This is a genomic window from Pseudohongiella spirulinae (assembly GCF_001444425.1).
Classification (GTDB): Bacteria; Pseudomonadota; Gammaproteobacteria; order Pseudomonadales; family Pseudohongiellaceae; genus Pseudohongiella; species Pseudohongiella spirulinae.
The window spans coordinates 3,270,362-3,292,954 of sequence record NZ_CP013189.1 but is presented as its reverse complement, the minus strand read 5'-3'; the positions used below and the strand labels follow the sequence as shown (position 1 = coordinate 3,292,954).

21 protein-coding genes are annotated in these 22,593 nt (G+C 56.0%); 10 read left to right on the top strand and 11 right to left on the bottom strand.

Annotation, left to right across the window (positions count from 1 at the left end; all coding sequences use genetic code 11):
• Positions 1-117: 117 nt before the first annotated feature.
• Positions 118-897 carry a hypothetical protein gene (locus PS2015_RS15130; protein WP_058023013.1) on the top strand — a complete coding sequence of 260 codons (780 nt, stop codon included), beginning with the start codon at positions 118-120 and terminating at the stop codon, positions 895-897.
• Here PS2015_RS15130 and hrpB read toward each other — a convergent pair.
• The 5 genes from hrpB to PS2015_RS15105 are packed head-to-tail and all read right to left on the bottom strand — an operon-like array spanning position 874 to position 7,822.
• On the bottom strand, positions 874-3,273 hold the full coding sequence (gene hrpB / locus PS2015_RS15125; protein WP_058023012.1) for an ATP-dependent helicase HrpB: 2,400 nt from the start codon (positions 3,271-3,273) through the stop codon (positions 874-876). The two genes, PS2015_RS15130 and hrpB, sit on opposite strands and share 24 nt — an antisense overlap.
• A 3-nt stretch (positions 3,274-3,276) precedes the next feature.
• Positions 3,277-3,852 carry a TMEM165/GDT1 family protein gene (locus PS2015_RS15120; protein WP_058023011.1) on the bottom strand — a complete coding sequence of 192 codons (576 nt, stop codon included), beginning with the start codon at positions 3,850-3,852 and terminating at the stop codon, positions 3,277-3,279.
• Positions 3,853-3,872: 20 nt separating this feature from the next.
• Positions 3,873-5,981, bottom strand: a complete 2,109-nt coding sequence (locus PS2015_RS15115; protein ID WP_058023010.1) for an acetoacetate--CoA ligase — start codon at positions 5,979-5,981, stop codon at positions 3,873-3,875.
• Positions 5,978-6,790 carry an SDR family NAD(P)-dependent oxidoreductase gene (locus PS2015_RS15110; RefSeq protein ID WP_058023009.1) on the bottom strand — a complete coding sequence of 271 codons (813 nt, stop codon included), beginning with the start codon at positions 6,788-6,790 and terminating at the stop codon, positions 5,978-5,980. The genes PS2015_RS15115 and PS2015_RS15110 overlap by 4 nt, the downstream gene beginning before the upstream one ends.
• A gap of 24 nt (positions 6,791-6,814) precedes the next feature.
• The gene (locus PS2015_RS15105) at positions 6,815-7,822 is read right to left on the bottom strand and encodes a serine hydrolase domain-containing protein (protein ID WP_058023008.1); all 1,008 of its coding nucleotides are present in this window, start codon (positions 7,820-7,822) and stop codon (positions 6,815-6,817) included.
• A 129-nt stretch (positions 7,823-7,951) separates the two neighbouring features.
• Between PS2015_RS15105 and PS2015_RS15100 the strand changes: the two genes are divergently transcribed.
• Genes PS2015_RS15100 through PS2015_RS15090 form a run of 3 tightly spaced genes read left to right on the top strand, consistent with a single transcriptional unit; the run spans position 7,952 to position 10,868 of the window.
• Positions 7,952-9,124 (top strand): GGDEF domain-containing protein, encoded by a 1,173-nt coding sequence (locus PS2015_RS15100; protein ID WP_058023007.1) that lies wholly within the window; start codon positions 7,952-7,954, stop codon positions 9,122-9,124.
• On the top strand, positions 9,121-9,822 hold the full coding sequence (locus PS2015_RS15095) for a pseudouridine synthase (RefSeq protein WP_058023006.1): 702 nt from the start codon (positions 9,121-9,123) through the stop codon (positions 9,820-9,822). The genes PS2015_RS15100 and PS2015_RS15095 overlap by 4 nt, the downstream gene beginning before the upstream one ends.
• The gene (locus PS2015_RS15090; RefSeq protein WP_058023005.1) at positions 9,819-10,868 is read left to right on the top strand and encodes a class I SAM-dependent methyltransferase; all 1,050 of its coding nucleotides are present in this window, start codon (positions 9,819-9,821) and stop codon (positions 10,866-10,868) included. Before PS2015_RS15095 ends, PS2015_RS15090 begins: the two co-directional genes overlap by 4 nt.
• Here the strand turns inward: PS2015_RS15090 and PS2015_RS15085 are convergent.
• Positions 10,843-12,480: a thioredoxin domain-containing protein gene (locus PS2015_RS15085; protein WP_058023004.1), complete on the bottom strand. Its 1,638-nt coding sequence runs from the start codon at positions 12,478-12,480 to the stop codon at positions 10,843-10,845. The genes PS2015_RS15090 and PS2015_RS15085 overlap by 26 nt on opposite strands.
• A gap of 181 nt (positions 12,481-12,661) precedes the next feature.
• Here PS2015_RS15085 and PS2015_RS15080 point away from each other — a divergent pair, with 181 nt between their 5' ends.
• Both PS2015_RS15080 and PS2015_RS15075 read left to right on the top strand, forming a co-directional pair.
• A complete protein-coding gene (locus PS2015_RS15080; RefSeq protein WP_058023003.1) occupies positions 12,662-13,888 on the top strand; it encodes an ATP-grasp domain-containing protein in 1,227 nt (408 codons plus the stop codon).
• 7 nt (positions 13,889-13,895) lie between these two features.
• The gene (locus PS2015_RS15075) at positions 13,896-15,866 is read left to right on the top strand and encodes a hypothetical protein (RefSeq protein ID WP_058023002.1); all 1,971 of its coding nucleotides are present in this window, start codon (positions 13,896-13,898) and stop codon (positions 15,864-15,866) included.
• Here the strand turns inward: PS2015_RS15075 and PS2015_RS15070 are convergent.
• On the bottom strand, positions 15,863-18,322 hold the full coding sequence (locus PS2015_RS15070) for a heavy metal translocating P-type ATPase (protein WP_058023001.1): 2,460 nt from the start codon (positions 18,320-18,322) through the stop codon (positions 15,863-15,865). The genes PS2015_RS15075 and PS2015_RS15070 overlap by 4 nt on opposite strands.
• Positions 18,323-18,453: 131 nt before the next feature.
• Between PS2015_RS15070 and PS2015_RS15065 the strand changes: the two genes are divergently transcribed.
• Both PS2015_RS15065 and PS2015_RS15060 read left to right on the top strand, forming a co-directional pair.
• On the top strand, positions 18,454-18,660 hold the full coding sequence (locus tag PS2015_RS15065; protein WP_058023000.1) for a YqaE/Pmp3 family membrane protein: 207 nt from the start codon (positions 18,454-18,456) through the stop codon (positions 18,658-18,660).
• Positions 18,657-19,298, top strand: a complete 642-nt coding sequence (locus PS2015_RS15060) for a DUF2959 domain-containing protein (protein ID WP_058022999.1) — start codon at positions 18,657-18,659, stop codon at positions 19,296-19,298. Before PS2015_RS15065 ends, PS2015_RS15060 begins: the two co-directional genes overlap by 4 nt.
• A 3-nt stretch (positions 19,299-19,301) precedes the next feature.
• Here the strand turns inward: PS2015_RS15060 and PS2015_RS15055 are convergent, their stop codons facing one another.
• Both PS2015_RS15055 and PS2015_RS15740 read right to left on the bottom strand, forming a co-directional pair.
• Positions 19,302-19,787 carry a nucleoside deaminase gene (locus PS2015_RS15055; protein ID WP_058022998.1) on the bottom strand — a complete coding sequence of 162 codons (486 nt, stop codon included), beginning with the start codon at positions 19,785-19,787 and terminating at the stop codon, positions 19,302-19,304.
• A gap of 10 nt (positions 19,788-19,797) precedes the next feature.
• Positions 19,798-19,950: a hypothetical protein gene (locus tag PS2015_RS15740; protein ID WP_211271212.1), complete on the bottom strand. Its 153-nt coding sequence runs from the start codon at positions 19,948-19,950 to the stop codon at positions 19,798-19,800.
• Between the two features lie 108 nt (positions 19,951-20,058).
• Here PS2015_RS15740 and PS2015_RS15050 point away from each other — a divergent pair, with 108 nt between their 5' ends.
• Both PS2015_RS15050 and PS2015_RS15045 read left to right on the top strand, forming a co-directional pair.
• Positions 20,059-20,472: a YchJ family protein gene (locus PS2015_RS15050; protein WP_058022997.1), complete on the top strand. Its 414-nt coding sequence runs from the start codon at positions 20,059-20,061 to the stop codon at positions 20,470-20,472.
• Positions 20,473-20,519: 47 nt separating this feature from the next.
• On the top strand, positions 20,520-20,984 hold the full coding sequence (locus PS2015_RS15045; protein WP_058022996.1) for a hypothetical protein: 465 nt from the start codon (positions 20,520-20,522) through the stop codon (positions 20,982-20,984).
• Here PS2015_RS15045 and PS2015_RS15870 read toward each other — a convergent pair whose 3' ends face one another.
• Together PS2015_RS15870 and PS2015_RS15035 are read right to left on the bottom strand one after the other, a co-directional pair.
• A complete protein-coding gene (locus PS2015_RS15870; RefSeq protein WP_058022995.1) occupies positions 20,985-22,043 on the bottom strand; it encodes an HNH endonuclease in 1,059 nt (352 codons plus the stop codon).
• Positions 22,040-22,441, bottom strand: coding sequence for an HIT family protein (locus tag PS2015_RS15035; RefSeq protein ID WP_058022994.1), 402 nt, complete (start codon positions 22,439-22,441; stop codon positions 22,040-22,042). Before PS2015_RS15035 ends, PS2015_RS15870 begins: the two co-directional genes overlap by 4 nt.
• Positions 22,442-22,593 lie beyond the last annotated feature (152 nt).

Here is a 22,593-nt window from a genome sequence, read left to right as displayed (position 1 = left end):
ACATCGTAATGCAAAGCCAGTGACAGCGCAAAGTTGTTGCGGGCTTGACGTCAACAGGCATCGTGCGCATAGTTTACGCGAGCATGCTGAAATTCTACGAAAAACGGGAGACCCCAGATGAAAAAATTGTTAGGCGTGGTGCTTGTGCTGGTTCTCCTGGTCGGCGCCGGCATGATTTTTCTGGTAAATAATCTGGATGGTCTGGTAAAGCGCGCCATCGAAACGGCGGGCACGGACGCATTGGGCACACCGGTTACCGTGCAATCTGTCAGTGTTGATCTGGGTGGCGGTTCGGCCAGTCTCTACGGCTTTGCGATTGCTAACCCTGCCGGATTCAGTAATCAGGACATGATGCGCTTCGATGAGCTGAGTGTGGGTATCGATATCCGCAGCCTTGCTTCCGATGTTATCCGCATCACCAACATCCGCTCAGTGAATCCGTATGTGCTTTATGAAATGCAGGGTATGAGCTCCAATATCAATGCCATTATGGCTCGTTTCCCTGCCCAGGAGCCGCCACCGGAAGCCGAGCCCGCCGGTCCACAACCAGTGATCGCGATTGATGCACTCACAGTCGATGGCATCCAGGGTTCCTTGCAGTCCGATCGGCTGCCGCGCGCCGTCAATGTCAATCTAGGCAATGTGGCCATCCCGGCAGTGCAGGGTACTCCCGAAGAACTGGCCCGGCAGATTGCCCGGCCGCTGCTGACGCAACTGGCGCGCAATGCCGGAAACGCCATGACCTCGGCCCTGGAGGGCGAATTGCGCGGTCGGGTGGATGAGGCCACCGAACAGTTACGTTCAGAAGCTGAACAGCGTGCTCAGGAGCTTGAGCAACAGGCTGAAGAAGAAGTACAGAATGCGGTGCAGGGATTAAGGGACCGGATCGGCATCTGATCGTTTCAGGGCGGCCTTGGTCCGGGCAGTTGCCTGCGCCTGCAGGGGATTGTCGGGCCAGGGGTGTTTCGGGTATCGGCCACGCAGGTCCTTGCGCACGGCGAAATAGCTGTTAGCCCAGAATCCAGCCAGGTCGCGGGTGATCTGCACGGGTCTTCGGGCCGGGGACAGCAGGTGAATCAGCAGGGGGACTTTGCCGTCCACTATTCGCGGCGTCTCGGATTGACCGAACATTTCCTGTAGTTTGACCGCCAGCACCGGCTCGTCGCCACTGTAGTCAATGCGGATATAGGAGCCGCTGGGGACTTTTATATGAGCAGGCGCCAGTTGCTCAATGCGCTGTTGGCATTGCCAGTCCAGGCTTTGCAGCAGGCATTGCGCCAGTGGCAGCCTGGCGACCTGATCCAGGCGGTGAAGCCCCTTCAGGTGTGGCGCCAGCCAGGTTTCCAGCGAATCCAGCAGATCCTGGTCCTCGACCGACGGCCACGGGGCTCCCAGTACTTTATTCAGCAGCCGCAGGCGGCCCAGTAATTGTTGATCCTGGTCCGGCCAGGGAAGGGTGCCGCGCTTGCGCAGGGCTTCAATCAAGGCTTGCTGCAACTGACTTTCGGGCAGATCCCTGGGGCTTAGTTGGCTGGTCCGCCGGGCCAGCGTGAGTTGCCGGGTTCCAATGGTGAGCAAACGTTGCACTTCTACCATCATTTTCTGAGTGGCGTCATCCCAGAAGGTTTGCGGCTGCCATTTGTCGGTGTCGGGGTATTGTTTTGCCAGCACAGAGTCCGGTAGCTCGACGGCTGAGAACACCCGTGCCGCTGCTGCCTGCCCGTCCAGTTCAACAACAATGATCAAGGCGGCTTTGGCCAGGCGATTGTCGGCCGGCACTCTGGCCTGGCCGCCGCTTAGCAGCTTGAACTGTCCATCGCTCTGCTGGCAGGCGACCCGGTCTGGATAGGCGGCCAGTAATAATGCGGCCAGTTGCGCATGATCAGCTTTCAGGGTGATGCTCAGGTCGATGTGCGCGTCACTGCGGTTTTCTTCCAGCCAGTTCACCAGCTTTGCGGCCAGTTCTGGCAGCGCCGGATTGCCGGATTCGGCGGCCAATTGTTGCATGCGAGCCAGACGTGGATGAGAGGGCCAGCGGGCGCTGCGCCGTCCCAGCGGGCTGAGTTGCCCGTCGCTCTGCAGCAGGTTCAGGTCGATTAATAACTGACGAGCGGTCTGCCAGGCGGGTGCGGGAGGCGGGGTGATCCAGCTCAGGGCTTCAGGTTCATGCACGCCCCAGCGGGCCAGTTCGTAGACCAGACCCGCCAGGTCGGCCTGCTGGATTTCTGCTTGCCGATGAGCGTTCAGCACGGTGTCTTCCGGCCATAATCGATAACAGAAACCGGCCGCTTCCCGTCCGGCTCGTCCGCGGCGCTGATCGGCACTGGCCTGATTGACACGCCGGGTCTCCAGTCTGGTCAGCCCGGTGCGCGGCTGATAAACCGCGACACGCTCGCGACCGCCGTCAATGACAATTCTGACGCCGGGCACCGTGACGCTGGATTCGGCCAGCGCCGTGGTCAGAATGATGCGCCGTCGACTGTCATCATCGCGGCGCAGCACCGCCTGTTGCTGAGCCAGCGGCATCTGGCCATGCAGTGGCAGAACGTCAACATCACTGCGCAGTGACTGCGCCAGGGATTGTTGCAGGCGGCGGATTTCACCCTGGCCGGGCAGAAATACCAGCAGGTCACCCGAGTGGGCGTTCAGTGCTTCCAGCACCACACGGCTTTGCTGCGCCTGATCCGTTTCCTGGCGGGCGGCGCTGCGATAAAAGGTAGTGACAGGCCAGCTCCGGCCAGGACATTCAATCAGCGGGGTCTCTGCGCCCAGCAGACTCAACAGTGCCTGAGTGTCCAGCGTCGCCGACATGACCAGTAACTTCAGATCTTCCCGTAATGCCTGCTGGGCGTCCAGGGCTAACGCCAGACCCAGGTCGGCATCCAGGGATCGCTCATGAAATTCATCAAAGATCAGGCCCGCGACGCCGGGCAGACTGGGATCATCCTGCAGCATGCGGGTCAAAATGCCCTGGGTCAGGACCTCCAGGCGGGTTTGGCTGCTTACCCGACTCTCGCCCCGCACCCGGTAGCCAACGGTTTGCCCGACCTGTTCACCAAGCTGGCTGGCCATGTAGGACGCGGCCAGGCGGGTGGCCACGCGGCGCGGTTCCAGCAGCAGCCAGCGCTGACCTGGCGCGGTGTCCTCAAGCAATGCCAGAGGAACACGAGTCGTTTTGCCGGCACCGGGCTGTGCAACCAGCAGGCAGCGATTATGATCGGCCAGGGACTGGCGCAGCGGGGCAATCACCTCATCGATCGGTAGCGCCGTCATGCTCTAAAACCCTAAACCGCTGCCAGCTCCCAACAGGGTGGCAACACCCAGAGTGGCAAAGATCGCCGCCGCAACGGCATGCACGACTTTTACGGGTAATTTGTGCGCAAAACGGTCACCCAGCAACACGGCTGGCACATTGGCAATCATCATGCCCAGCGTGGTGCCAATCACCACCATGGTCAGGGCCTGGTACTGGGCGGCCAGTGCCACGGTGGCAATCTGGGTTTTGTCGCCGATTTCGGCGATAAAAAAGGCCAGAAATGTAGTCGCAAAAACCCCATAACGAGACATGGGCGGTGCCGAGTCGTCAATTTTGTCGGGCACCAGAATCCACACGGCCATGGCAAGAAAAGACACACCCAGGACCCAGCGCAGTGCCTGTGGCTCCATGATGCTGGTCAGCCAGGCACCCAGCGCCCCGGCGGCCGCGTGATTGGCCAGGGTCGCGGCCAGAATAGCCAGGATGATCGGAACGGGGCGACGAAACCGCGCTGCCAGCAAGAAGGCCAGCAACTGGGTGCGGTCACCGATTTCGGCCAGTGCCACCAGACCGGTTGATACAAGCAGCGCATCCATGTTCAGGGCTGTCCTGTGGATTAAAGCGCGCTATTGTCGTTGCGTCCGGCCGCAAAGGCAACAAACCAGTCGATGGATTCCGGATTGATCATGGAATCGCGGTTCACGGCCTTGCTTAAATCATGTCCCAGCAGGATGCGTTTTACCGGAATCTCCAGCTTTTTGCCCGACAGGGTCCGCGGCACCGTGGGTATGGCAAAAATTCCATCCGGGATGTGGCGGGCTGACAACAGTGTCTTGATGGCATCCACCAGGGCGGCGCGCAGGGGTTCGGAAACGCCGGTTACCGCTTCTGACTTTTCGCCCTGTCGTGAGGCAACACCTGCCACCCGGCCATCCGGGGCAGGGCCACAGGGATTGGCGTCAAACTTGAACATCGGGTCGCGCAGCACGACAAACAGCGCCATATAAGAGTCTTTTTGCAGATATTCCAGGTCGACGACCAAGGCATCGAGCACCTCATCAAACTCTTCGACCACGCGATAAATCTCGCTGGTACCCATACGAATGCCGTGGCGGTTGATCGTCGAATCGGATCGGCCATAGATAATGCCTGTGATCGACTCCGGTCGTGGTATCAGCTTCAGCCAGTCGCCGTGACACCAGACGCCGGGGAAGTTTTCAAAATAGCTGCTGAAATAGCGAGAGCCGTCGGTATCGCCCCAAAAGAACAGCGGCATAGAGGGCATGGGCTGAGTGACCACTAACTCACCGACTTCATCAATGACTGACTGGCCTTCGTCATTAAAGGCGTGAGTGGCAATGCCCAGCTCCCGGCACTGCATTTCACCCGCGTACACGGGCAGAATGGAGCAGGTATTCAGAAAACAGGCACCCGGGTCTGTGCCGCCGGAAATGCAGCCCAGCCGTACGTCATCCTTCACATGGGAATAGACCCAGCGATAACCCTCCTCAGACAGCGGCGAGCCGGTGCAGCCGACTGAGCGCAACTCTGAGAGATCAAACTCATTTTTGGGTGTGATGCCGTCTTTCATGCACAGGGAAATAAAGGCCGGACTGGTGCCGAATGAGTTAAGACGTTCGCGTTCGGCAAAGCGCCACAGGGTGCTGATGTCGGGGAAACCGGGATTGCCGTCGAACAACAGTACGGTGACGCCATTGATCAGCCCGTTGATGCTGGAGTTCCACATGATCCAGTTGGTGGATGAGTACCAGAAGGCTCGGTCGCCGGGCTTGGCATCAGCATGCAGCAAGCCGGCCTTGAAGGTCTGTATCACCACGCCACCGTGGCCGTGCACAATGGGTTTGGGCATGCCTGTCGTGCCGGAGGAATAGACAATCCACAAGGGTGTGGAGAAAGGGACCGGCGTAAACTGCGGTTCCTGCAGCTCGGCAGTTGCCGATGCAAACGGGATGACGTGCAGCTCGCGTCCAACTGCCGTCACATCAGGTGCCGCTTCGGCATTCAGATAAGGCAGAAAGATGATGGTTTCTACCGAGGGCAGATCCTGAAGCAGCTTGCTGACAATGTCCCTGCGATCAAACTCACGTCCACCATAACGATAGCCGTCTATAGCAAACAGCACCTTCGGTTCAATCTGCCGGAAGCGATCCAGCACGCCGACCGCCCCCATATCCGGCGCCGCGCAGGACCAGATGCCGCCCAGGCTGGTGACGGCCAGCATGGCCGTGACGGTTTCCGGTATGTTGGGCAGATAGGCCACGGCCCGGTCACCTTGCTCAAGGCCGACAGAGCGCAGTGTGGCAGCCAGCGCACCGACCTGTTGACGCAGGCTGTGCCAGCTGATTTCTGTGCGGCCCCGAACCTCGGATTCGGCGATCAGGGCCGGCATGTCCCGGAACTCAGCCTGCAGGCCTCTGGCCAGCGCATGCTCGGCGTAATTCAGGGTGGCGCCTTCAAACCAGCGCGCGCCCGGCATTTTGCGCTCCACCAGGACCTGTTGATAATGCGCGTGGGATATGACACCACCAAACTGCCAGATACTCTCCCAGAACGCTTCGATTTCAGTCGTTGACCAGGTCCACAAGTCGTCATAACTGGCAAAGCTCAGGCCGCGGGTTTCTTTCAGCCATTCCTGGTAGCGGGTAATGCCGGCGTCACGGATGCGCTGCCCGGAGGGTTGCCAAAGCAGTTCAGGTGATTTCATGATTTTTCGTTAAACATGGCAATGCGGCCACCGTCCACAACGATGTCCTGACAGTTAATGTAGCTGCCCTCATCACTGGCCAGAAACAGTGCCGTGTAGGCAATGTCTTCCGGCAGCCCGGAGCGGGGAGTCGGTGTTGCATTGGCCAGATTGCCTTGCAGTTTGGCCATCTTGGCGGCGTTTTCCTGTTCGCTCAGAATTTGCGCCCGGGCTGAACCACCCCAGAATATCGGTGTGGCGATGGCCCCGGGGGAAATGGCGTTAACACGAATATTGTGCGGACCGAGTTCAACCCCGGCCAGGCGGGTCATGTGAGAAACGGCCGCCTTGGCGCCCGAATACAGATAGCCGCCCTGATTGATGCGATGCGCCGCTATGCTGGCGTTGTTGATAATGCTGCCGCCATGGCCGGCTTTCATGACACGGGCGGCGTGCTTCATGCCGAACACCACGCTGCCAACCAGCAGGCGCATAACCCGGTCAAAACTTTCTTCAGAGACCTCTTCGACGCTGCTGCGCTCGCCCGCGCCGGCATTGTTGAACAGGCAATCGAGTTTGCCAAAGTGATCTACGCAGGCATCCACCAGGTCGGCCATCTCCTGCTCGTGAATCACGTTGACCTGGTGGAACATGAAGTGGTCGCCGTATTTGGTTTTTAACTCCTGAACCAGCGCTTCGCCGCGTTCTGTACTGCGACCGGCGATCACCAACTGTGCACCCTGTGCCGCAAAAATCCGCGCTGTGGCTTCGCCGATGCCACTGGTGGCGCCGGTAATGATGGCCGTTTTCCCCGAAAGTCGAGCTGACATACTTGAGTCCCTGTTTTGTATTTCTTATAGATGATCTTCCAGCAGAGGGGCAATAATCTGATATTCGACCAGATCGTACAATCGTCCGAGATGACCGCGCCTGGTGTCGCCCGGTGTGCTGTCTGATGTGGCTACGATGACCATATCAAATTCCGGCAAAATAAACATGAGCTGTCCGCCATAACCCCAGGCCAATGGCACCTGCAGCCCGGCCATATCACGCAGCCACCAGCCATAGCCGTAAAAGCGTCCTTCGCCACGAGGGGATTCCGCCCGTGCCATCAGCGAGTCGGCCACCCAGCGTCGGGAAATGATCTGCTCGCCTTCATGTTGTCCGCCATTGATAAACAGTCTGCCAATCGCCAGCATGTCGCGGGGACGCATTTCCATATCATTGCCGCCAAAGTAGATGCCTTGCGGATCCTGACTCCAGTAAGCCATGCGAAAGTCCAGCGGGTCGGCCAGGTAGCGTTGTGCAAAGGTTTTGCTGTTCATGCCACTGGCACGTTCCAGCAAAGCCGACAGAAGATGCGTACTCCCGGTACTGTAAATCATGTCTGTGCCCGGCTCGGCCACCATGGGCATCTCCAGCGCACCTTCAACCCAGTCCTGCTTGACTACCCAGCGCCCGTAGTTGCGCCCGCTGGTGCTGGCCAGACCGGACTGCATGGTCAGCAGGTTCTCCACGGTGATGTCAGTGACCACCGCCTGCAGTTCGCTATCCAGGTACTCCGGGAAAAAGTCAGAAAGAGGTTGATCGACGCTGTTGATATAGCCCTTGTCGATAGCAATACCGATCAGAGCAGACATGATACTTTTGGATGCAGACTTCAGGTTGGCGGGCTGATTGGCTGAGCGGCCCTGATAGTAGCGCTCAAATATCATCTCGCCGTTCTGGCTGATGAGCAGACTGTGTAGCCGGGGCAGTTGGCGCGCCTGCTGATCAAGTACAGCAAAATTCAGCGGAGTTTCTGCCTTTGCCGTCAGGGCAAAAAGTAAAAGGGCTGCCAATACGGCAAATCGAATTGTCATATCCTTGTCCGGGTAGTTTGAGAAACGTACCACTAATTACGCGATCAACAATGATCAGATCATAACGCGCTGCAGGCATTTTAACTACAAATGCTGCGCCTTTAGCGGAGATCGTCTATTATTCAGACGATGAATGGACAATCGGACAATAATTACCAAATCTCAGCCTGGCGGGCGGAATTTATTGATCCGGCCATGGAGCAGGCGTATCTGAAATCCGTGGAACCGCACACGGTCAGGTTTCTGAGAATTGCCTTGTGTATCTGGGCTGCCTTATTGATGCTATTTCTGCCGCTCGATTGGCTGGCACTGGGCAGTTCTTCCGGTTTTGCCATCCTGAGTGGGCTGCGGCTGGCGCATGCCCTGATGTTGTTATGGCTGGCTTACATTGTTGGAAAAAAGTCACACTGGGCGACCTGGGGCTGGCCGACAACCTGGGTTGCCATTGCCGGATACCCCCTTTACTTCATCTATCCGTTTCTCATCCCGGATGCCGGCACTTTCGGCCTGGCTGTGATGTTGATCATGCTACTCAGTATTTATGTTTTTCTTCCCAACAGGCTGCCATTGAACAATCTTATTGCCGCGGTCGGCATTACAGGTATTGTCACAGTCATTGCCATTCAGGGCGCTGACTTGGCCGCCGTGGTGCTTGCCATGCTGGTATTGTTGTGGCCGGCGTTGCTGGGTTATGCCGCTGCATTACGTATCAATACAGGCAACCGTCGAGCGTTTATTACCCTGAAAGAGCTAGAGGAGGAAATCGAGCGGCGCAAGACTCTAGAATCGGAGCTGAAGCAGCAGGCCCTGACTGACCCGCTTACTGGTCTCAGTAATCGCCGTCAATACGAGATGCTGTTCCGCCGGGAGCTGGATCGCCACCTGCGCCACGGCAATCCACTGGTGCTTGGGCTGATCGACCTGGATCACTTCAAAGACATTAATGATCAATACGGCCATGATGTAGGGGATCAGGTCCTGTGTCATGTGGCCGAACTACTGCAGGCACCGCTGCGTCAATCAGATATTCTGGGTCGTTTCGGGGGGGAAGAATTTATCTTTATCCTGCCGGATTCTGACCTTGACCAGGCCAGGCTGGTTGCTGAGCGTATGCGGCAGTCTCTGGAAACGACAAGACTGGTGCTTGAAGGAAAAAGTATTCGGGTAACGGCAACATTCGCTGTCACTCAGGTGTGCGCGACCGACACAGAACTCAACAACATCATCCGTCGGGTTGACTCAGCGCTCTATCAGGGCAAGCACCAGGGTCGCAACTGTGTCATGTGCGCAGCAGCGGCATGACCACGTCCAGACTAGACAAGTATGTCAGCCAGTGTACAGGATTGACCCGCAGCGACGCGAAGAAGATCATTCGACAAAAACGCATCTCGGTTAATGGTAAGGTCTGTCAAAAGGCAGATCATGCTGTCGACAAGGCAACCCTGGTTGAGCTGGACGCCATGCCCCTGGTAATGCCCAGCCAGCGCTACTACATGCTCAACAAACCTTCCGGTTACCTCTGTGCAAACACGGACAGCCAGGCGCCCGTTGTCATGGATCTGCTGACAGAGAATACCGATAAACTCTCCGTGGCAGGTCGCCTGGACAAGGACACCACAGGACTGGTGCTGATCAGTGACGATGGAGCCTGGGTTCATGCGGTTATTTCACCGCGTAGGCAGTGTACAAAAGTTTATCAGGCAATTCTGGATTCTCCGGTTGATAATAATATCATTGAGCAGTTTAAAAATGGCATTCAACTGAAAAATGAAACCAAACTGACATTGCCTGCCCAATTAAGTGTGATAGATGGCACGCATGTTAATATTGAACTACAGGAAGGCCGTTATCACCAGATCAAACGTATGTTTGCAGCCTGTGGCAGACATGTTGTCAGCCTGCACAGAAGTCGTATAGGTGACATCGAACTCGATAAAAATCTAAAACCTGGCGAATACCGTGAACTGACCAGCCAGGAAATAAATGGAATAAAATTGTGAAAGACCAGACCCAATCCCTGCTGATCAACATCCTGTCTGAAACGCCTGAGTCCTGTGGCAGACGGCTGTGGATAGTTGACGAAAACTTCAGATCAGACATGTTGATAGAGCCTGTCCCAAAAACGAATCTTGAAATCGTCAGCAATCGGTATGACACATGGCTGACATTAAAAGATCATGGTTACTCCGTTATCCTGAATGATTACGCGCTAACAGATTTGGGATTGTTCGACGAAATTGTCTATCGGGTATGCAAAGAAAAATTACAGGCACATCATTGCATCAACCAGGCTCTGCGCAGTCTGACTCAGAGCGGTCGTCTTGTGCTGGTGGGTGGCAAGCAGGATGGCATCAAGTCAATTGCCAAAAACATCGAAAAAACCTGGCAATGTTCTGCCCGTGCCAAAAAACACGGCACGGCTTACTCGGTTGAGGTTCACAGGCCAGACGAAAAGCTTCTGAGTACACAGGCGCTGGACGATGCAGACTATCCACAGTTAAGAGAAGTGACTGACAACGGTATTCAGTTCTGGAGCAAGCCGGGTGTTTTCGGCTGGGAAAAGGTTGATGAAGGCAGCCGCATGCTGGTCGAAACTCTGCCAACGGTATGCAAATACATCAAGTCGGTTGACAGCATTATTGATCTGGGCTGTGGCTGGGGCTATCTGATGATGTCGACAGTATTTCTGGGTGAAGCCAGACGGGTTGCAACTGACAATAATGTAACAGCGCTGCTGGCTGCCGAAAAAAACTTTACGCAGCAGAACCTGGCTGTGCAGTGCGTAGCAGACGATTGCGCAGCTTCAATTCGAGAGCGTTTTGACCTGATCCTATGCAATCCGCCATTCCATCAGGGTTTCAGTCGGGGCGAAGGCATGACGCAGAAGTTCCTGAGTGCAGCGGCGAGGCTCAGTCGCCGCAGCACCCGAGCCGTGTTTGTGGTGAATCAATTCATTCCTCTGGAGACACTGGCGGCCGAACACTTCTCCCAGATCAGGTTGCTGAGCTGGGAGAATGGCTTCAAGGTCTTCGAACTGCGTCCGTAATCGGCACGGCAATCCTTATAAAATGACTGAACATTTCAGAGCGATCGCTGTAGCCGGCATCCACAGTCAGATCCGGTTCGGGATTAAATGGATTGGATGCCGAGTTGTCGTAAATGGTCTCAGCGCTCAACACGGTACCGGCGGGCAATAATTTTTCCTCTGACGGCCGATAGGCGAGCTGCCAGTTGTAATTGAAGTTGGCGACGTTGATCAGTAACTCTTCATCGCCCTGAGGACTAATGGCGGAGACCGACATGCTTTTGCCGCGACTGTGAGCGTGAGGTGAATAACTCTCCAGCCAGGCGTCAACAGTCAAGGGTGCCGAATCCAGCGACTCGGTATGCTCAAGCACATTGGGCGGGATCTGCAGATCTGGTTTTTCCAGTGCAATCGTTTGCAGTTGTCGTGTCGGTGTCTCTTCATGAAAATAGAGGCCGATTCGAGTGCGGTCCACGGTGGGCCGACCTGATGTCAGGTAGCGTAGTTTGATAGCCAGGTCATGATCGGCGCCAAGGCGAAAGCCGGTATCACTGGCAAAAGAATCGCTCAGTTCGCCGGGCACATACACACTGATGTAGTCAGCATTGCTGTCTGAGATCAGGGCATCCGGATCGCTGCTGTCGGTCTGCTTGTCCAGGGCATAAACCAGCAGGCTGTGCAGAACACTTTTGTCGCCAATCTGATAGGAAATGGCACGCAGCCATCGATCTTCCGTCAAATTCAGCGGCACCCGCTCAACAATAAAATCGACATTACCGGTGGCCGGTAACCGTTGCTCGGGTAGCTCCACTATGAGATCAGGTTCGCCCAGTGGCCAGGGCTCGGCTTCCGGCCTCGGCCCTGCCAGAGGATCACCATCGCCTTCGCGAGGCGCGCCGCGATCAATCCACTCCACCAGCAGCGCCAACTCGTCATCGCTCAGATTGTGAGTGTTTTGCCAGTCTCCCACGGCATCATCAATCTGACCCGGCGGCATGCGTCGGGTAATCAGGGTCTCGCGCATCATCGGGCTCCAGCCCATCACCATCAGGTAACGGTTCATGGCCCAGGGCGCCAGGCCGTTTTCCACATGACAGTAAGCGCAGCGCTGTTGCAGCAGAGGCGCGATTTCTTCCTGATAGGAGATAGTCCGGTCGGCCAGCGCCTCAATAAATCGATACTGCACGGCAGAGGTCTGCGTCAGCTCGGCAAACTCTGGCACAAAAGGATCAATCGGATCATGAGAGGCCGGATCCAGCGTTACCACCTGACCATGATGGGTGATGTCCAGGGTGCGTGAGACTATCTGGGCGCTGTCGATCAGCACCGGCAGACCTCCCGGAGGAGCATGGCGGCGAATGGCATCCGGCTCGTCACTGGCGTTGATTAAAAAACACAGCAATTGTTCGCCGACCGCCTGGCAGCTCTCGGCAAAACGCCCGGCGGCCGCACGGGTCGCATCATCATGCGCTGTGTAACTCATCATGGCCACCGCATCCAGATGTCGATAGCGACTCAGTTGATGAAACTTGCCGGTGTTGTCCAGCAGGCCAAAATCGCTATTGGCCAGGCTGATATTTGCCAGGGCCGACACCAGCAGCATGCCGGACATCATCAGACCTTTTATTCTCATTTTTGCATTGCCTGTCTAGGGATATGAGCAATATTTAAGCACATATGCCGGTAAAAATCTGACGGGAAATGCCAACAATTCTGACGAATTTTGAAGCCCTCCCGCCATTGCGCGATTAGCCGAAGCGATCTCATTCGTGTATGGTAAAAAAGCTAAATTCGCCAAAAACCGGAGAAATTGCATGCAGAAGGATCCTCAAAAGGGATATATCGCGCTGCTGGGATGGTCATTAAATGCGGTAGAAGCCGCCGAAACGTTTGATCGTCGCTACGTGGTTGTGGCCCCCGAGTGGGCTGAAGACTATTGCCAGAAACACAATATTCCCTACCTGTCCTGGAACTTCGAGCGCCTGAACGATCGCTCAATGGAAATCTCCCAGACCCTGAAGGACATGGGGGTCGATGTGGCCATTCCCCTGTTCGAAGAAACGGTGGAGTGGGCCGGGGCTATCAATTCTGTACTGCTGGATAATCCGAGATTGTTTGGCCAGTCCATGCTGATGCGCGACAAGTCGCTGATGAAGCGCCGTGCTCAGCTTGGTGGTATTCGTGTGGGTATTTTTGAAGAAGCACATGACCGCGAAGATGTGATGCGCTTTCTGAAACGTGTGAACCAGACACTGCTCAAATTGGATGGCGACCCCAACGATCCCATTCATTTCAAGGCATTCGACAAGGCGGGGTGTCTGGGGCATCGGGTCATCCGCACACCCGATGACGTGGACGCCATTCCCGATGATGAGTTTCCCTCCCTGATGGAGTCGCATCTGGATGGTTGGGAATTCGCAGTGGAGGCCTGGGTGCACAACGGCAAAGTGTGCTTTATGAACATTTCCGAGTACGTCAGTCTGGGCTATTCCGTGTTTGTGCCGGCCTCACCGGAGCTGGAAAAATACCGACCCAAAATTGAAGCCGAGATCAACAAGCTGATCAAGGCCTTCGACATAGAGTTTGGCATGATCCATCCGGAATACTTTGTGACCAGCGATGGCGAAATGTACTTTGGCGAGGTTGCCTACAGACCGCCAGGCTTTAAAGTGTTTGAACTGCTGGAGCGGGTTTATCCGGGTTTTAACGCCTACAAAGCGACCATGATGGTTTTCGACCCCAAAACAACCGAAGAAGAAATTAATGAATACTTCCCGACACCGGTGCAAGACGCCACAGCTTATGCCGGCTGTTTTGGTGTCTACCCGCGCCGCCGGGTTGTCAGCCGACTGGAGATACCGGCAGAGACAGAAGACGATCCTTACTTTGAGTCGCACGAACTGACGCCGCCGGTTGAAGAAATTGTCACCAAACGAACAGCCTTCGGCACCCATTGGGGGCTGGTCTATTTTGTTGGTGATGATGCCGGACGCATGCACTCACTGCTCAAAAAGCAGGAAGATCAGGACTTCTACGTGTGAAGGCAGGATGAGAGAAGCAAACGTGATTGTAGACCATGACCTGCTTGAAAAACGTCTGCAGGATGCCATCCAGATCTTGCAGGATACGCCGGACTTTGCCAAAGCAGGCAAACTGAATCGGGTGTTTGATGTCATCAGGAAGGTCCTGATGCTGGATGATGGATGTCAGCGCTTGCAAACCCAGGCCATGGCATTGGAGAAAGCCGGTCTGTTTGTCGGAACCGACTGGGAATCGCCACAAACACTGGTGCCGGCATTGACGGTGCATTCTCTGGGTAGTCCGGAAATCAATACGGTGCTGATTGAAGCGGTGAGCCTGATGCGACTGCTTGCGATTGCGCAGGACCAGGCTCATCATCCCTCGGTAAGCCCGGAGCAGGCACAGCACTTTCTGACCCAGGCGCTGGCCGCCAATCTGACCCGGCTGTTCAATCCGCCGAGCGAAGCAGAGCGCGAGGTGCAGGGCAGGCATGCGGAAATTCCCGGTCGGTTGCTCAAACATATTGCAGATAACATCGGTTATGAAGGCATCATCGATGAGTTGATCACCGAGATATGGCGCATTCTCCAGCAGCGGCCCATTCAGGTGTCGGGCGTCAAACGCATGGTTACCCAGATTGCTGTTTGCCAGCACAATCCGGATATCGAACTGGGTGGCAGCGGGCAGGGGGCCGATCGACTGGTCAGCAGCCTGTTTGGTCCAACCCAGGCCAGTCGCGAAGATCCCGGTATTGCCGAGTATCAGCAGCGACTGACACATATGGACAGCCAGAGTCTTCAGAACGAAGCAACGGGCTGTGCCAGAGCCATGCACGACACCGGGCTGGTGTCGGCCTACCATGTGATACTGGTCCGTCATCTGGCCGAGCATGCTGAGCATTTGCTGAGTGATGTCCTGGGCCTGTCAGCAACCGGTAGAGACTGCCTGCTGTGTTATCGAGAGTTAGTGTTGACCCTGATAGACCGCGCCGTGCATGTGGCGACATCGCAGGCCATCTACGGACTGGCATTGATGCTGGAACGGGGAATTTTATATCAACATCCAATGGCCCCGGCTTTATGGCGCCAGTTATCACTTGAATTGTCAGAAACTTCCCGCACGACATTGCTGACTGTATTTGGTGACGAAGTGCAACCGGAAACACGTCTGCTTGAGGGAGTGTTATGTATGCTGGGTCTGCCCCTGGGTATCGGCCAGGGCAACAATCCCACATGCCAGTCGGCACGAGCCTTGTCCATGTGGGCCTACAATGATCCGGACTACCTGCTGCAGATGGTCACCTGGGCGGCGCGTGATGACGAAATCATCATGCATTTTGAAGGCCAGCCCGTATCGTCAGTAGAATCAGACGGCGGTGTTGCCCAGGCATTTTCACTGGATCTTGATCCGGTCTCAGTGCTGGTCGTGCCACACCTGGATCGCATTTATGCGGAGATGGGTCGGCGATGTGTTGGTCGTGACGGCGATCCTCATCGCTGGGTGAACCCGGAATTTCATGGCTGGTGGACAGGGCGCGGTTTTCAACTGAACGTGGATGTGCCGACCGGCAAGCTCAGCAATCTGCAAGAGTTCATTCGCTACTTTTATGCGGCCTACCATCCCTTTTATAACGGGAACCAGCCCCTGATACATCCACAACCAGCAGGTGTTGCGGTGACAGACAGTGCAGCACGTTTTATCGGTTGGCATGCCATCACCATTTTAAGAGTGACACTCGACCCTAATAAGGAGATGCGCGTGTACTTCTACAATCCCAATAACGATAGCGGACAAAACTGGGGCGATGGTGTGCTGGTCAGTACATCCGGAAACGGTGAGCGCTACGGTGAGGCATCCCTGCCATTCGAGCAATTCTTATCGCGTCTGTATATCTTTCACTACGATCCACTGGAATGTAAATTCCTCGCCGACGTACCAGGTGACACCCTGAATGACATTATTGGTTATATCCGGCGCAGTTGGGGCGCTGACCGTTAAGCATCGCCCGCTGTCTGAAAATTAAACTGCCGCAGCCGCAGCGCATTGCCTATCACAAACACACTGGACATGGCCATGGCGCCAGCCGCCAGCATGGGTGATAGCAGGACGCCAAAGACCGGATACAGGATGCCGGCTGCCACCGGAATCAAACTCACGTTGTACGCAAACGCCCAGAACAGATTCTGTTTGATATTGCGCATGGTCGCCTGACTGACCGCCAGCGCATTCACCACGCCGTTCAGATCGCCGCTCATCAGCACTACATCTGCCGCTTCGATAGCGACATCGGTGCCGGTGCCGACCGCAATACCGACATCGGCGCTGGCCAGCGCCGGGGCGTCATTGATACCGTCGCCGACAAAGGCCAGCGTGCCGTATTTATCCTGCAAGGCCTTGATGGCATCAACCTTGCCTTTGGGCAGTACCTCAGCAACCACTTCGTCAATGCCCAGTTGTCTGGCAATGGCATCGGCCGTGGCGCGGTTATCTCCGGTGATCATCGCCACTTTCAATCCGAGTTGGTGCAGACCTTTGATTGCCTCAGCCGTAGTGTCTTTCAGGGTATCGGCCACCGCGATGGTGGCGACCGGCTCGCCGTCAATCACCGCATACAGAGGCGTTTTACCCTCTTCAGCCAAGCGCTGACCTTGCTTGATCATTTCTATCAGTTCTGGATATTTTTCTTTCAGGAATCGATCGGCGCCAACTTCGATGATCTTACCATTCACTGTCGCGGTGACACCCATGCCGGCCGTGGCGCGGAATCGCTCAGGTTTCTGCAGGCTTAGTCCCTGTTCTTTGGCAGCCTCGACAATGGCCTGGGCGATGGGGTGTTCGGACACAAATTCAGCAGACGCGACCAGCGTCAGAATCTCATCGTGCAGCAGGTCACCCTTGAGAATGAAATCGGTCAGTGTGGCTTCACCCCTGGTCAGGGTGCCGGTCTTGTCCAGTGCGATCACCTGACAGTCGCGTAGTGTCTGCAGCGCCTGGCCTTTGCGGAACAGCACGCCCAGATCGGCAGCGCGGCCAGTGCCCACCATAATGGATGTGGGCGTAGCCAGTCCCATGGCGCAGGGGCAGGCAATGATCAAGACTGCTACGCCATTCACCAGCGCAAAGGTCAGGGCCGGCTGCGGGCCAAATATCAACCATACCAGGCAGGTCAGCACGGCAACCGTCATGACAACCGGCACAAAAATGCCCGTGACTTTATCCACCAGTGCCTGAATGGGCAGCTTGGTGCTCTGCGCGTCTTCCACCATCTTGATGATGCGTGACAGCACGGTGTCTTTGCCGATTCGCGTTGCCTTGAAAACCAATGACCCATTTTTGTTAATCGTGCCACCTGTCACCTCGCTGCCGGGCGATTTGGCGACTGGCACAGGCTCGCCGCTCAGCATGGATTCATCCACAAAGGATTCGCCCGAAGTAACAACACCGTCAACGGCAATGCTTTCACCTGGCCGCACATGAATCAGATCGTCAAGCTGCAATTTCTCTATCGGCACATCCTGCACCTGTCCGTCTTTTTCAACACGGGCAGATTTGACCTGCAGGCTAAGTAGTTTGCGGATGGCGTCACCGGTTTTGCCTTTGGCACGCGCTTCCAGAAAGCGCCCCAATAAAATCAAGGTGACAATCACGGCGGCCGCCTCAAAATAGACATTGCGTGTGCCTGCCGGCAGCAGGCCGCCCATAAAGGTGGCAATGACGGAATAACTCCATGCTGACAAGGTGCCAAGTGCCACCAGTGAATTCATGTCAGGCGCCAGGCGCTTCAGGGCTGGCAGGCCCTTGCTCAAGAAACGTCGGCCAGGGAAAAACAGCACCAGCGATGTCAGCACAAACTGGATCATCCAGTTCGCAGTCTGGCCAATATTCTGCATGATCCAGTGATGGAACGATGGAATCAGGTGCGCGCCCATCTCCAGCACAAACACGGGCAGAGTCAGCACCGCGGCAATGATCAGATCGCGCTTCAGCAAGGACATTTCCTGTTGATGCCGCTCGTCGCTCGATGTGTCGGACTGTTCACTTAGCGGCGTGGCTTCATAACCGGAATCAGCCACGATACGAACGACCTGTTCGTCACTCGCGCTACCCAGCAGCGCCTCGACGTGGGCGGACTCGGTAGCCAGATTGACATTGGCGGAGATAACGCCGGGAATCGCCTTCAGGGCTTTCTCCACGCGCCCCACGCAGGATGCGCAACTCATGCCGCTGATGCTGTATTCGCGGGTTTCCATGCGCGCCGGATAACCAGCGGTTTGCAGTGCATCGCTCAGGGTGCTGACCTCCGTGCCGTCGCTTATAGTCACATCAGCGCGCTCATTCGCCAGGTTTACATTGGCGGACTCCACCCCCGGAGTGTTGCGCAATGCCTGTTCAGCACGTCCCACGCAGGACGCACAACTTAAGCCTTCGATGCTGATTTGCAGTTGTTCCGACATACTGTTTCGCTTTCCAGTGACAATAATTTATAGTTTGAGCCAGGACAGGGTGGCAAGGTCAAGCGTTTGCTGTCAATGCAGCCGGCTAGTTGCCATCACTTTATCAGAGATCAGGATCGAGGGTAGACATCATGCGTTATCTGATTGCCATCATACTGCCACCGCTGGCGGTCTTTCTGTGCGGTAAGCCGTTTCAGGGCATTCTGAATATCTTTCTGACCCTGGCTTTCTGGATACCCGGCATGATCCACGCGCTGTTTGTGGTGCACAGCCATCTGGATGACAAGCGTGCCGACCGTATCGTCAAGGCCATCAACAGCCGGGAGAGAGACCGATGAAAGCCCTGAAAGCGCTGTCGCTGCTTTGCCTGATGGCGCTGACGGCCTGCTCATCCGCCTATTACGGCACCATGGAGCGCCTGGGTGTCCCCAAGCGCGATATCCTGGTCAGTCGCATCGGGGAAGCGCAGACCGCTCAGGAAGAGGGGCAACAGCAATTCAAGGACGCACTGGAGCAGTTTCGCAGCGTGGTTGAGTTTGACGGCGGCGAGCTGCAGCAGGTCTACAACCGGCTGGAGACCGAGTTCGAAAACAGCGAACGGGCTGCAACACGGATCCGCGACCGCATTGCAGCGGTTGAAGATGTGGCTGAAGCGCTGTTTGATGAATGGCAGGATGAGCTGGAGTTATACAGCAATCCCGAACTTCGCAGCGACAGTGAGCGACAACTTCAAGCGACCCGCGATCGTTACGGCCGGCTGATGCAGGCCATGAACCGAGCCGAATCCACACTGGATCCGGTACTGGATAACCTGCGCGACAATGTGCTGTACCTGAAGCACAACCTGAACGCCCGCGCCATCTCCTCCCTGCGCGGCGAGCTGGACACCATCAATACCGATGTCGACAACCTGATCAATGCCATGCAGGCGGCCATCGCCGAATCTGACCGCTTTATTGCGGATATGCAGAGCTAGGGATCAGTAAGCCTCGCGGTCGGTTTTAGCCAGCCAGGCATCAAAGGGTGAGGCGGCCTGCGGCAGATCCAGATGGGTCAGCAGGCCCTGTGCCGGTGCCACCGGCCGTGCCTGACCGTAAAGCTGCATGGCGATGTCAGTATCCGCAAAACCCGCACGAATGGCCTGCGCATGCGGGGCCGCAAACACAATTCGCGGAATGTGGGCCCACAATGCAGCCGCCAGACACATGGGGCAGGGCTCACAACTGGCGTACAGCACACAATCCTGCAGATGCGGACGCCCCAGCCGGGCGCCGGCCTGGCGGATAGCCTCAACCTCGGCATGTGCCGACGCATCGTGATTAACGGTGACCCGATTGCTGGCGCGGGCAATCACCTCACCTTCACAGACAATCACCGCCCCAAACGGCCCGCCGGCGCTTTGCACGGAGTCAACCGCCAGGTTAATGGCCTCGGCCAGAAAGCTTGTGTCTTGCGACTTACTCATGACTGGACCATTACGCTGCTACGGAGCAGGTCGCAACAATGGGCGCGCCGCGAGTGACAATATCCACCGGCTCCAGCGCATCCAGCATGGTGTCGCGCACAATCGTCACCACGCGGCCAACACGCAAAATGCCGTCGATGTCCTGCTGGCTGTTAATGGTCATGGTTGATCTCCTCTTGAGGCGGTCAGGATAGCTGCCCATCAGAAAATTTGCCAATATTGCACGTTGGTCGTTATAACACGGGCTATGACCAAGCTCGCGGAGCTCCCTATGGACAAGGACAAATGCTATCCACAAACCTGCCCCTGCGACAGTGGCAAACGCTACGCCGCTTGCTGCGGCCCACTGCACACCGGCAAACACCACGCCCGCACCGCAAAGCAACTGATGCGCTCGCGCTACAGTGCTTTTGCGATTGGTGGCCTGGGTGACTACCTGCTGCAGACCTGGCATCCGGATACCCGGCCCGCCGTCAGTGCGCAGGATATGGGTGCGTCAGATACCGATTGGGTGAAGCTGGAGGTGCTGGATAGCAGTCAATCGGGTGATAGCGCCATGGTGGAGTTCAAGGCATATTGGTGTGACGATGATGGGCAGGTTCAGGTGCATCATGAGCGGTCGCGGTTTATTCGGGTTGGGGGGCGATGGTATTACGTCGATGCAGTCTCGACTTTTGGTGCGTGACAAGACAAACTGGCGATAATTAAACGATAAGAGAAGGACACCGCCGTATGATACACACTGCAAGACTGATGACTGCCGCCATTGCTGCCAGTACTGTTCTGGTGACTGGCTGTAGCGTTAATTCCAGCGTGCAAACTTATACGCCTGGCCTGGCGGTGCAAATGAAGGACATGCAGTACTGGACACATAAGCTGGCGCTTTCCATTGAGGCGGGTAATCTTGAATTGATCGATTTCTACCATCACGAATTGGAGGAAGCGGTTGAGGATCTGATTGACTCTGTTGAGTCCTATGATGGCTTCCCGATTGCCGAATTGACAGAATCAATGCTCGAGCCTGCACTGGAAACGCTGGAAGACAGACTGGATGAAGAAAACTTGCAGGGCATGCGAACTGCATTTGCCGGCGTGGTGCAATCATGCAATAGCTGCCATCAGGTGACCGAGCATGGCTTTATCCGCATCGGTGATGGATTCGGCAACAATCCGTTTAACCAGATCTTTACTCGCTGATCAGCATTTGAATGCTGCCAGATACTGCGGATCGATTGCCTCCGTCTGTCGGCGCGGGGCAATCCAGGCAATACCCTGCATTCTGACCGCTTCGCCATAAGCCCAGCGCGCCACTTCCAGCGAGCTGCCGATGTCGGCGACAAAACCGTGGCTGGCCAATGACTCACCTAATTCATGACCGCAGCGATCGTTTCGCTCCAGCCACCGTTCCAGATGTTTTTTTGCTGCCAGCATGTCGCGTTTGTCATTATTGCAGCCGCGATGCGCCACTACAAAATTATGAGCCGTGTCGCGTGGATATCGCGACCAGGGGATAAAGTGATCCACCTCGACAGCGTCGTGAAGTTTCTTCTGACAATAGAAGCAGCGTCCGTTCTGGCGCAGTGTTAAATCCTCTGCAACTTTTGTGAGTTGTGCCCGTGGCGTGCCAAACATAAAGGCTTCAAGATCATCCTTCTTGCCGAGCAAGGATGCGTTACGACTGTTGCTGCGAATATGCTCAATCCAACCCGCTTTCGCCAGTTGCTGAATCAAGGGACTGAAGCGGCGTAAGTGATGGCTGACGCCGCGTTTCAAAACAAGCGTTTTGTTCAGGCATGGGTAGTCATATAGAAAGCGATCATTCTGGCCGCCGATGATCTGCAAGTGACGAAGTGGCATGTTGTGAACAATGCCACGCACGCTGGTGACCGTTTTTCGCCAATCGCGGTGGCCCGGCGCCCTGGCAGGGTTACCATTCACATCATGGTAAATATCCCGAATACGATTGATGACCGCCGCCTGCTTGCCCAGATTCTGAATCAGTAAGCCGTGTTTATTATCCTCTGTAGCGCGCCCAAATGTGCTCGCCTGACGCCAGTACAGCAGCATGAATCGCTCCGCCACAATATCGAGCGGCAAAGCCAGCTGCGCGTCATCATCCGTGCCGCGCTCGATTGCCAGTTCGGTCAGTGTCAGCATCAAGGCAAACTTGTAGGTGGCAGTGAATTCGCCTTCATCAAACAGACGCTGAATTTTTTCCAGAAAGGCGAGCTGAGCTTTAGCGGATAGCGTGCTCATGGTTTCGACCAGTAGTCGGCTTTGCCGGGGATAATCCAGCGCACGCCGCCACGCGGGTCCGGCATGTCCCCCCGATAGCGGGGGATCAGATGGATATGGCAGTGCCCGATTGTCTGACCTGCTGCGGGCCCATCGTTGATGCCGATGTTATAGCTGTCAGGCGCAAACTGACCGTCAAGCTTCGCCTTCACTTGCTCAATCAGATCAAACAGATCGTCCCGCTCCGTCTTCGACAACTCAAAGAAGGAGCCGACATGTCGCCGGGGGATGATCAGCGCATGGCCGGGCGAAATGGGGTAATTGTCGAAAATAGAAAAACCGCTGGTATTGCTGGCCAGAAGCTCACGTTCGCCCAGGGCGCAGAAGGGACAGGGTTTGCTTGTTGGGAGTGTTGTCATGGCTGAATATTGGGTACTATCGGGGCAGAGGTCAAGACGACGTGCAATGAGACTTAGCGCAGTTCCGATTTGTCGGAGTGACGTCGAGGCGGCAGAGGCTATGCTGCTGACTAGCGCTTGGCTGAGCTAAGTAATCGTAACCCACACCCCGA